Origin of the sequence: Paenibacillus sp. N3.4, from assembly GCF_008017805.1 — a bacterium.
GTDB lineage: Bacteria > Bacillota > Bacilli > Paenibacillales > NBRC-103111 > Paenibacillus_E.
On the sequence record NZ_VRTT01000031.1, the window covers coordinates 67377 to 77682 of the forward strand.

At 44.6% G+C, this 10306-nt stretch carries 15 protein-coding genes; 12 read left to right on the top strand and 3 right to left on the bottom strand.

What is annotated here, in order from left to right:
* Positions 1 to 151: 151 nt before the first annotated feature.
* The 6 genes from FU659_RS17220 (at position 152) to FU659_RS17240 (ending at position 4350) form a co-directional block, all read left to right on the top strand.
* Positions 152 to 886, top strand: coding sequence for a hypothetical protein (locus FU659_RS17220; protein ID WP_222708565.1), 735 nt, complete (start codon positions 152 to 154; stop codon positions 884 to 886).
* A 173-nt stretch (positions 887 to 1059) separates the two neighbouring features.
* Positions 1060 to 1797 carry a hypothetical protein gene (locus tag FU659_RS17225; protein WP_147948700.1) on the top strand — a complete coding sequence of 246 codons (738 nt, stop codon included), beginning with the start codon at positions 1060 to 1062 and terminating at the stop codon, positions 1795 to 1797.
* Between the two features lie 178 nt (positions 1798 to 1975).
* The gene (locus FU659_RS35555; protein WP_187274204.1) at positions 1976 to 2122 is read left to right on the top strand and encodes a hypothetical protein; all 147 of its coding nucleotides are present in this window, start codon (positions 1976 to 1978) and stop codon (positions 2120 to 2122) included.
* Positions 2119 to 2544, top strand: coding sequence for a hypothetical protein (locus tag FU659_RS17230; protein WP_147948701.1), 426 nt, complete (start codon positions 2119 to 2121; stop codon positions 2542 to 2544). Before FU659_RS35555 ends, FU659_RS17230 begins: the two co-directional genes overlap by 4 nt.
* A 29-nt stretch (positions 2545 to 2573) precedes the next feature.
* Positions 2574 to 3056 carry a hypothetical protein gene (locus FU659_RS17235; RefSeq protein ID WP_147948702.1) on the top strand — a complete coding sequence of 161 codons (483 nt, stop codon included), beginning with the start codon at positions 2574 to 2576 and terminating at the stop codon, positions 3054 to 3056.
* Between the two features lie 103 nt (positions 3057 to 3159).
* On the top strand, positions 3160 to 4350 hold the full coding sequence (locus FU659_RS17240; RefSeq protein ID WP_147948703.1) for a M24 family metallopeptidase: 1191 nt from the start codon (positions 3160 to 3162) through the stop codon (positions 4348 to 4350).
* 69 nt (positions 4351 to 4419) lie between these two features.
* Here FU659_RS17240 and clpP read toward each other — a convergent pair whose 3' ends face one another.
* The 3 genes from clpP to FU659_RS17255 are packed head-to-tail and all read right to left on the bottom strand — an operon-like array spanning position 4420 to position 5941.
* Positions 4420 to 5007, bottom strand: coding sequence for an ATP-dependent Clp endopeptidase proteolytic subunit ClpP (clpP, locus tag FU659_RS17245; protein ID WP_147948704.1), 588 nt, complete (start codon positions 5005 to 5007; stop codon positions 4420 to 4422).
* A 29-nt stretch (positions 5008 to 5036) separates the two neighbouring features.
* Complete coding sequence (locus tag FU659_RS17250) at positions 5037 to 5318, bottom strand: hypothetical protein (RefSeq protein WP_147948705.1); 282 nt, start codon at positions 5316 to 5318, stop codon at positions 5037 to 5039.
* A 35-nt stretch (positions 5319 to 5353) separates the two neighbouring features.
* On the bottom strand, positions 5354 to 5941 hold the full coding sequence (locus FU659_RS17255; protein ID WP_187274205.1) for a winged helix-turn-helix domain-containing protein: 588 nt from the start codon (positions 5939 to 5941) through the stop codon (positions 5354 to 5356).
* A 248-nt stretch (positions 5942 to 6189) separates the two neighbouring features.
* On the opposite strand from FU659_RS17255, the gene FU659_RS17260 reads away from it, so the two are divergent.
* The 6 genes from FU659_RS17260 to FU659_RS35565 all read left to right on the top strand — a co-directional run bounded on the left by FU659_RS17260 (position 6190) and on the right by FU659_RS35565 (position 10255).
* The gene (locus FU659_RS17260) at positions 6190 to 6420 is read left to right on the top strand and encodes a hypothetical protein (RefSeq protein WP_147948706.1); all 231 of its coding nucleotides are present in this window, start codon (positions 6190 to 6192) and stop codon (positions 6418 to 6420) included.
* Between the two features lie 14 nt (positions 6421 to 6434).
* Positions 6435 to 6692: a hypothetical protein gene (locus FU659_RS17265; protein WP_147948707.1), complete on the top strand. Its 258-nt coding sequence runs from the start codon at positions 6435 to 6437 to the stop codon at positions 6690 to 6692.
* A 243-nt stretch (positions 6693 to 6935) separates the two neighbouring features.
* Positions 6936 to 7097 carry a hypothetical protein gene (locus FU659_RS35560; protein WP_187274206.1) on the top strand — a complete coding sequence of 54 codons (162 nt, stop codon included), beginning with the start codon at positions 6936 to 6938 and terminating at the stop codon, positions 7095 to 7097.
* A 1293-nt stretch (positions 7098 to 8390) separates the two neighbouring features.
* The gene (locus FU659_RS17270) at positions 8391 to 8903 is read left to right on the top strand and encodes a hypothetical protein (protein ID WP_147948708.1); all 513 of its coding nucleotides are present in this window, start codon (positions 8391 to 8393) and stop codon (positions 8901 to 8903) included.
* 346 nt (positions 8904 to 9249) lie between these two features.
* Positions 9250 to 10002, top strand: coding sequence for a phosphodiester glycosidase family protein (locus tag FU659_RS17275; RefSeq protein WP_147948709.1), 753 nt, complete (start codon positions 9250 to 9252; stop codon positions 10000 to 10002).
* An 88-nt stretch (positions 10003 to 10090) separates the two neighbouring features.
* On the top strand, positions 10091 to 10255 hold the full coding sequence (locus FU659_RS35565) for a hypothetical protein (protein WP_187274207.1): 165 nt from the start codon (positions 10091 to 10093) through the stop codon (positions 10253 to 10255).
* Positions 10256 to 10306 lie beyond the last annotated feature (51 nt).

Sequence of the window (10306 nt, forward strand, 5' to 3'; positions counted from 1 at the left end):
TTATGTGTTCATTCATTCCCTTCTACACCTTGTAATCCGACAACGCAAAGCCAGATATAGACTGCATTATGTCAGAAGCTCTGCATTAGGAAACAAATTGAGTGATTTTTTAGGCAAAAGGAGTATGTTCGTTAGGCACATAAAGGAATTGATGGAATCCGTCGAATCGAAAATGAGTGTGATGGGGATGATGACGGCGAGTGTCGTATTATTGTTAAGCGGCTTATTGGTAGGGGCTTTATTTTTTCAAACCGTAAAAGGGGTTATAGTCGTTACCTTCATTTGCGTTTCATTGCCCTATATGCTGCTTCGCATGAAGCTGATCAGTGTAAGATTGCAAACTAGATTAGAGTTTCTGCCGGCTGTCGAAGTGTTCTATCAGTACTATATGATTGATCCTAATAAAAACATGAAAGTTGCCCTTAAGTTTTGTTTAGAAGAAAATCGAATTTTACACCCGATTAAGCCCGTATTTGAGCACTTATATCGTAATTTAATGACACAGAGGGAGACTGAGGAGTGTTTGAGAATTTTTGCGCTTACGTTAGGTCATACATGGGCAGATTATTTTATCAGTATTATGCGTGTAGCATTAAAAGAAGGCAATCACGTAGGACAAAGCTTGAAAGAGTTGATTACGGATATGAGGAAGGCCCAGCGTACTGATCAAATCGAAAGAAATCGACTTCTCGAAATTAGAATTGCTAATTTCACACCGATCTTCTTCCTCGCTTTATTTTTATTTATTAATTTTAAGGTGAATACCGAAAATGCCTATTTATATTACATGATTGACCCTGATGGACGGAATATGCTGTTGGACTCCCTACTGCTTATTTTTATCTCATTTTTAATGGGATTGTACTTATCTATGCGAAGGATGTGAGAGCGACAAAAGTGATTATTGAAAGCTCACAGCTTACAATTTTGCAGACAGCTTCGAACCTAACGCTTTTTATTCTTTTTATGACGATCTTCTATCACAGCCTCCTTTATGTACCTATGAGGATAAAAAGGTGGAGGTCGTATCACATCAAAAGAACACTTCAAGAGACGAAAATGCCTTCCTGGCTGTTCGCTTGTTTACGAATAAGCAGCCAAAATATAGAGGAGAAGCGACAGCTACTGCTTGGTTGCGGTATATGGATGGATGCTGCCCTTTATGAAAGTGTCAGAAGGTTATCGATCGTTGGGGTCTTTGCTATTGGAGCTTTAGCTTATGGGGCGAAGGAGTATTCCTGGCTGGCTTTTCTGATTGAACCGATCTATGTCATGATGGGGGCCGGATGTCTTCTGATTTTCTTGCTTTTTGATAAGAAGACATTGGCACAATTGAAAGAGCAGCGGGCGCATCGAATTATTAAAGAGATTTATTTAATTAGCCATCATCTGCTTTATTACGATAATTCACATATGAATTTGCATGCGAAACTCTTATTATGTGCAGGTCATACACGCTATATAAAGTCTCATTTTCAATGCATGTTAAATGAATGGTATCAAGGTGCTGAGATCGCCATTCAGCATTTTCAAGCGAGGTTGGGTACCGATGAAGCGCATAGCTTTGGGGAAACCATCAATGCAATGAGACTGAATGAACATAGCAGTTATTATGAGTTATTAAAGCAGCGGATTCAAGACTATAAAGAGAAGATGGAATTGGTTCAAGCCAGTAAAAAAGAAACCGTATCGTATGTCTTATTCGTATTAGCGGGATTACCGATTTTGAACACTTTTCGTGTATTCATGTATCCATGGATAGCAGACGGCCAACGCTTGTTTAATGCCATTAACTAAGAAAAGAGGGAATTTATGAGAAATATTTTGATAACCGTAATGATGTTAATTGTTGTAGCTCTTCTTTTTACATCCATTATTAATAATGGGTCTACGGGGATGAGAAAGAATATTGAAACTCATGGGACGAAGGCTAATACAGATATTACGGCTTTACAGCCTTAACGGGGGATGCAGTGTGAGGTCAATCCTTGTGACTGTGATGTTAGTCATGGTGGTGATGGTGATTTATAGCCATGTTGTGGGCGGTAGTGCAGGTACTCGCAACCAAATTAGTCTTAGCGGCGCAAGAATCAATGGGACGATTGAGCGGATTGATCCGTGAAGCAGATTCTTGTTTTCATTCTTTTCGCGACCCTGCTTTGTTGGTTTATGTTTTCGCCTATTTATAAACATGTGATTATTGCCAGACAAGCTATTTTGCAAAAAGAAGTCGATTACTTGCTTGAAATCGGTGCCAATGCTAGGCATGGCTACATTAATGAAGCGATGTTGCAGGCATCGCGAGAACGGATGGAAGAGAGAGGATTTGTTCCCGGAGATCTTGTCTATACGATAACGACAACTACGGGAGCCACGGGTATGGATGCGAGTCGGCCGATCTGGAGAGGAACGGGTTTATCTTTGCATATATCTTATCCGTATCATCGGCTTTTTGTGATCGACCAGCTTATCGGTATTACGGTTCCTAAACAAACGGATCGCATGGGAGCGGCGGGAATGAAAATGAGTGAATATGTGCCTTGAGAATTTAATACTCGTGCCAAGGGGATAGGATGTATAAACTACTTTTAATGGTGTTAATGAGTGTGGTTTATATGGGGTTGTCTGCCTTACAGACAGATGAAGAAATAGCGATGCATACGCTTTTTCACGGCAAGCATGCATTGAATCGCGCCGTTCATGCAGCTGCTCAGCAAAATGATCAAGTCAAACTGGCACGGGGTATTCATGCAATCGATGAAATGAAGGCGAGAGATGAGGCGCTGCGGTATCTCCGAGCTAATTTGAGGTTGAATGCAGGAAATGAACCCTTACCGGATACTTTTTTACGCAGCCTTGTTGTTGTGGAGTTGTTTAAGGTAGTTAATGATGGGGAGGTCTTTCCTTATCACTATACCGATGCGCTTAATAATTATTCTGTCACCTTGGACAGACCGGGTGTGATTATGTTTATTCGTCTGGAATTTCCACGGACGTATTCGGTGCTGCAGCCGATCACATGGACAATTAAAGCTTCGGAGGAGATCGTATTTTGAACTTGTAAGGAATAAAAGGGAATAGGACGATTTCGTATTTAGGATGCGAGAGGTATAATGTGGAGGTGATGTGTGAATTCGGTTTATTTGAGGAGTTGTGCTCGTGTCTATATTTTCAAAAAGACAACAATGGCTGCAAACACAGTTGGTCCAGCGCGGATGGTCTGGCTTCCTGGTTACGCAAAATGTAGATTTATATTATTATACGGGCTCGATGCAAACGGGGTATTTGTTTATCCCAGCAGAAGGGGAGCCTGTTTACCTCGTTCGTCGAAGTTTAGCACGAGCGGAGGAGGAAGCGGCAGCGGCCGTGGAAGCGCTCGGGTCTTTGAAGACGCTCAAAGAGCGTCTTGCGGCCCGCTATGCAGGGCTGCCGGAAAGTTTCGCAGCAGGTACGCTGCGAATTGCAACAGAGCTGGACGTGTTACCCGTCCAGCAGTTCCAGCGCTTGCAGGCCGCCTTTCCAGGCGCGGCCTGGGAGGACGGCTCGCTGCTCGTGCGCGAGCAGCGAATGATCAAATCGCCGGATGAAATCACGGCGATTCGGCAGGCTGCGCACATCGTGGACGCAGCTTTGGAAGCGGTCATCCCTCACATTCGTGAGGGGATGGCGGAGTTTGAGCTGATGGCGCTCATCGAGCATCAGCTCCGCATGCGCGGGCACCAAGGGCTGATGCGCATGCGCGCCTACAATTCCGAGTTAATCACCGGAATGGTAGCGGCAGGCGCGGCGGCAGCGGTGCCCACTTATTTCGACGGGCCGGCCGGGGGCACGGGGCTCCACCCGTCCAGCCCGCAAAGCTCAGGCCGCGCGCTGATTCAGCGCGGCGAACCGATTCTCGTCGATCTCGGCTGCTCGATCGACGGCTATTTGATCGATCAGACGCGTACGCTCGTGATCGGCGAACTAGACCCTGAGCTGCAAAGGGCCTACGACGTGGCGGAGCAGGTGCTCCATGCCACGGAAGCTAGGCTGCAGCCGGGAATGATCGCCGAGCATCTGTATCTGCTCGCGTTGGATCAAGTCGAGGAAGCGGGGCTGAGCGCTCACTTCATGGGTTACGGCGCTGACCAAGTGAAATTCCTTGGTCACGGTATCGGACTCGAAATCGATGAACTTCCCGTTCTCGCCAAAGGCTTCAAATACCCGCTGGCACCTGGTATGGTCATCGCAATTGAACCTAAATTTACGTTTCCCGGACGAGGAGTCGTTGGGATTGAGGATACGTACTTAATCACAGACACAGGGTATGAGAAGTTATCTATTACCCGCGATAAAGTTATTCACATTTAACATTTTTACAACAAAAGACTACCCTGAGCCACTAGGCTGCGAGGGTAGTCTTTTGCATATCAAGAAGGATTACTCTTGAATTTTTTGTATAACCTTATCTATCAACCCATATTTTCTTGCATCTTCGGCTTCTAGGAAGTAATCGCGGTCTGTGTCGAGCTCAATTTTTTCAATAGGCTGCTTCGTAGTTTCAGAGAGAATGCGATTGAGTGTGTTGCGCGTTTTGAGAATGTGTTGAGTACGAATATGGATATCGCTGGCTTGCCCTTGTGCGCCGCCCCATGGTTGGTGAATCATCACTTCTGCGTTAGGAAGAGCGTATCTTTTGCCGGGTGCTCCAGCAGTTAAGAGAATCGCGCCCATGGATGCGGCCATCCCTACGCAGATTGTCGATACATCGGGTTTAATGAAATTCATGGTGTCATATATAGCCAGACCTGCAGATGTGGAACCTCCAGGAGAATTAATATATAACGAAATATCCTTCTCCGGATCTTCGGCAGATAGGAAGAGCAGTTGGGCAACAATGGCGTTCGCTACATGATCGTCTACTTCTGTACCCAGGAATACGATACGGTCTTTAAGTAAACGGGAGTAAATGTCGTAGGAGCGCTCGCCACGAGCGGTTTGTTCAACAACCATAGGTATAAAACTCATTGGTATCATCCTCTTTCCATATTTGTTTATTAGGCAGCCATTCCTTGAATAGTAGGCGTGTTCAACGATGTTTGGCGACCAAAGCCGGAGGAAATCATGATTAACCGGATTGGTTCTTCAACTTGATTCGTGTAAATTTCTCGAACAGAGACGGTAGCTTCTGACTCGGTATGCTTAGCGCTTTGTCTGCGATAGGTGTCGATAGAAATGACATGTTCATTCTTTTTCTGCGTGTGATTAGCGGTTTGTTCCCAAACGACAACAGATGAAGCCGTACTGCTGGGCTTGCTGGCAGACTGTTTTTGATCCATGAGAATGCCTCCTTTAAAGGTGGAAGATTGGATACTCAACTTTCTTGGGGCTTTGGATACACAGCTAAGAGAACTTGATACGCCTGATTTTCGGCTGAGGCCGCGGAATAGCGTTGAACCATTTGCTCAACCAACGCTGTGTATTCCTCAACGAACGCTTGCCTTTGCACTTCATCACACAGATGAACTTGGAATTGAAGGGATGCGCTGGGAATCACTTCATTCGCTTCGCACTGCTCCATAAGCAGCATGGCATCTCGCTTGATTCGCTCCGATGTAGTAACGAGGTGAGCGAGTGAGCTTTGGTCCTTCAATTTTTGCAACGTTTCGGGTTTCATACTGAGCGACTCGGCCAAAACAAATGTTTTGGCAATGGATCGGTACAGTACCTCGACCAAATTGCGTACTTGGCGAGTGCCCACTTTTTGAACTAAACCTGCTTTTTCCAACGCTTTAAGGTGATAATTAATGCGCTGAGCGGTTTCCCCCAGTATTCGGGCAACTTCAGCCGCTGATGCAGGCTCCATAAGCTGAGCGATAATCTCGCCGCGAATCGGGTTCAACAGAACTGTCGCTTGCTCGGGCGATTGGATATAGAAGCTGTCTTGCATGTCTTTTAGCATGGAGATGGATGCCTCCAATACAAAATATATGGTACGTAAAAATATTTTATTACGTGAGGAGGGGAATGTCAAGAAGATTGGGCGCCCTACGCTCCTCTATTCCCATCACTTCTGGATTTGGGGGCACATGATCTGTATATGGCTTAAAAAATCGCCTGTGTAGTCGGAAGTATCGAGACGATGTTGGGACTAGTCGTTGGAGGAGATTCCTTCCCACCCTCACAACCCGTTGCGCTGGCGCGGTCACTTTGGAATCCTTCGGTTCTGCATCAGCTGTTACTCTGAAAGTACAAAGCCGTTTCGGTATTAACGGAACCTTCTACAATCTTGGTGACGATCCTGCAACTGGCGGTACGCCGATGGTTTGGCAAATTGCCGCAAAGGATGGACAAAAAGTTGTTAATGGTGGCGATACGAACTGTTACCCGCGGCAAACGATGTACTGCTATACTTATAACGCCAGACATATGTCACCGTAAGCCACGTCTCTACCTTGAGTCAACTCACCGCTGGCAGCAACAAGCTTAACTGTGCTATTGGCGGGGTTGGCTACTATCTCGATAAAAATATCATCTTGGAACAGGACCTTATTAACCAAGTCTCTGCTCTGGAAACGACCTCTTCGGTGAATGGCTTCGGCACAGCGGGTTTCAAGTGTCACCATACGGCCATCGGCTACCGGAGCTCTGACAAGAAAATCATCTTGTTTGCATGTAATGACTCCAGGCATGGCAAGTTCGCTAAATCTTGACGGAATACATCGGGTGCACCGATGCCATCTATCTGGACAGCAACCCGTCCACCATGTTAAGAGCCAGAACTGCAAACGGCACCGTAAAGGAATTCGCAAAAATATCTACCGGCTATAACGTACTTAACTACGTGACCGCTAAGTCTGGTGTTACCTGGACCGACTGCTAATTTTCTCTACTTAGGCGAAAGGAGGAAGAGGCTCTGCGGAGCTTCCTCCTCCTTCGCCCCTCACGGAAAGCCAATGCCGAATGAGGTTACTGCTTTATCGATCGTCTTATCGTTTCTGATTCTCTCCGTTGCGTTTCGGCAAGTAAGGCTTCTCCTCAAGCTGAAGGATTTGTTTGAGGTGGATTTGAAAGCCAAACGTAAAAATGTACACTTGGAGGAAGATGATTTGACTTAAAGAGGGGATTCCGTTGGTCCCTGTAATGTTGGTTGGCTCTATTCTTGTTACTTCTATCTTGTTCTATGTTCAATCGATGACAGTTAGTCATATCCGAAAACTGAACAGAGACGGTAGGGTGTTCTTGTGGCATCTTAGGTCGTGTCGGCAAAAAATAAGGCCACGTATCCCGTGGCCTTTTATTGGTGAAATCATTGTTATTAAAAAAGACAAGTTATAACTATTAGTTGTCCTATAAGCATGACATGTATTGTACCCGAATATGTCCAGATCATCCAAAACTTATGTTTTTTATGGAATTAATTGCTAAATACACTCTTAAAAGGAGAACGTATGTTTTGTATAATCAAACATACAAATCGTAAAAAAATTCATAACAAAAAAGGGGCAAAAAAATGCATCAAGTGGTATCGAATCTTATTTTTAAAACGGAAATTTTAGAGAAAATGAAACCCACTAAGCTAACTAGGTTTATTAGAAGCATTCTGTGCTCAGAACCGAATGATACACAGATTCAGTATGCAAATTACGATACAGAAGATTACAGTTCTTTTGCTTTGTTACTTAATAACGACTCTGAAGGATTTTCTCACAACCACTATTTCTACATGGATGTAGTAGACAAACAATTTGATCAGTACCTCTACTATTCCATACCGAAATCGAACTTGAAAATATTACTTGAACAATTAAAGACTTGGGCACTTTAGCAACCAAGTCTTTAATAATTTAATCTTAACCCTTGATATTCTTTTATTAACTTAGACAAAAGAGATCGTTGGAAGTAATCCTCATTTTTGTATATCGTCAGATAAACCGGTATATCATTGTGGAATTTCACTTTTTAACATAGTCAGATTTACGTTTAAAGTAAATTTAAAATGAGCCCAATCATCGCTATTTCCAACGATTTCTTTCTCAATTTCCTCTATAGGAATCCAGTCGGTGTTGCTATTTAATTGCTCTATTTATGACTGTCTTAACGGTTTATTAACTTCTGGCAACCCGTCATAGTACTTTTCAACGTTGTTTTTTAATATCAAGCATACTTCCGCTGATAAGGGATTTTTATGCTTTAACAATATCACAAAAAATGTAGTCGTTCGATATATGCATATTATACCTGAAAATGGTATAATTGGGAAATTAATTGCTAGAATGTTTCGAGCTGCTTCTATGCCTGCTACTTGCTGAAACTCGAAACACTGAAACTTTCCTGACTTAGTCACCTACGATGAAACAAATCCAGAGAGTTGAGCGTCTAAATAGTAAGCTATTCGAAAAGGAGATCCTATGAAGCGATATATCTTTGTCTTTCTAATTGTGTTGGCCAGCGCAACGGGTTGTGCGGAGAATGAATCTCCTCCAGCAAATAGTCCCGTCGTTTCGGTACTGCCAAGTACAGACACTCATTCTTTTAAGCCGCATACCGATCATGTGCCTCCGAACCCTGAAGTGATGGGGTTAGAGGAACGCAAAATATTATCGCCGTTGGGCCAAGAACTGGTAGCTCTACTGGATGATTATATGTATGTGTTTAACAACCGCATTCCACAAAAGTACGAAGATAAGTTCGGGGCAGTGGATCCGGCGGGTTCAGTGCAGCATACAGAGGGAGAAACATTAAAGCTGAAGGCCACGGGTCTGATCCGGGCGGATGGTCCCTCAGTCACCATTGTTGCTTATGCGGAACTACGCCATCAAGCGAGTGATCCGAATCCATTTTGGAGTGGAACACAACTATTCCGGTTTCAAATTGTAGATGAGGAGTTGAAGTTGGGGTACTGGAACGAATCAGCCCCATAATCCTTTTTAGTCAGGGGTTTGCACGGATCGGGGAGTCCACTTGAAAGGAAGCGATTGGAGAGAGAACGTTAAAAGGAAAGCCAGGGGCTCCGCCGCGGATGATCTGATGGGGATCCGCATCCGTGCCCGCGAATGAAGATAACGAACGGGATTAGAAAAAAAGAAAAGATGCATATAGTATTGCGTAATGCAACGCTACATGATATAGTGATGGCAAGGTTAAGGAATATGAGCTAAACGACAGCGCTAGGAATGTAGGGGAAACATTCCTAGCGTTGGAAACCCCACTCTTTTTTTAACCTAAAATAAAGCGTTACGTTACGCTACAAAACAGGAGGAATACAATATGTCTAATGCACGTTATAACACGTTTGTTACTAATGGTGTGACTTGCCACGTGATTGTGGCTGACTATGATGCGGTTACAGTGGAAACCTTCGGCTCCAGTTCATCTGGTACTCTGCAAGGGCAAAACCGTTACGGGATTAACGGAACCTTCTACGGTAAGAATCCTGATACGGTTTGGCAAATTGCCGCAAAAGATGGGGCAAAAGTTATCACAGGTGGCGATGTGAACTGTTACCCGCGACAAACGATGTACTGCTATACGTATGGCGGCTCTACATATGTTGCTGTGTCCCACGTATCTACCTTGAGTCAACTCACTAGCGGAAGCAACCCTATTAAATGGGCCATTGGCGGGGTTGGCTACTACCTCGACAAGTACTATGATCCCAACACCGGAGAGCAGGCCTTCATCAATGAAGTCTCTGCTCTGGAAAACACGAATGGGAATTATAATGATCCGGTGTATAATTTCAGCGTTCCGGGTGCGAAGATGTACCATACTGCCATCGGATACCGGAGCTCGGACAAGAAAGTCATCATGCTTGCATGTAACGACTCCAGTGCATGGCAAGTTCGCAAAATCATGAAGGAGTACATCGGATGCACCGATGCCATCTATCTGGATAGCAACCCGTCCACCATGTTGCGAGCCAGAAATGCAGCCGGTGCCCCAAAGGAATTCGCCGCCGTGACAAGCAACGTACTTAACTACGTGACCGTTAAGACTGATGCTACCTGGACCGACGTCTAATTTTCACTTCTCAGGCTGAAAGGGAAAGGAGGGAGAGGCTCTACAGAGCATCCTCCTCCTCGCCCCACTCGGAAAGGGGGCCTAGCCCATGCCGAATGATGTTACTGCTATTGCAGTAGTCTTATCCTTTCTTATTCTCTCCGTTGCGTTTCGGCAAGTAAGTCTTCACCTCAAGCTGAAGGATTTGTTTGAAGTAAACTTAAAAGCAGCCAAACGGAAAGCTAAACCGGTGGACGATGAGCACTTGGATTAAGGAGGACTATTTCCCATGGTTCCTATAATGTTGATCGGTTCTATATTGTTT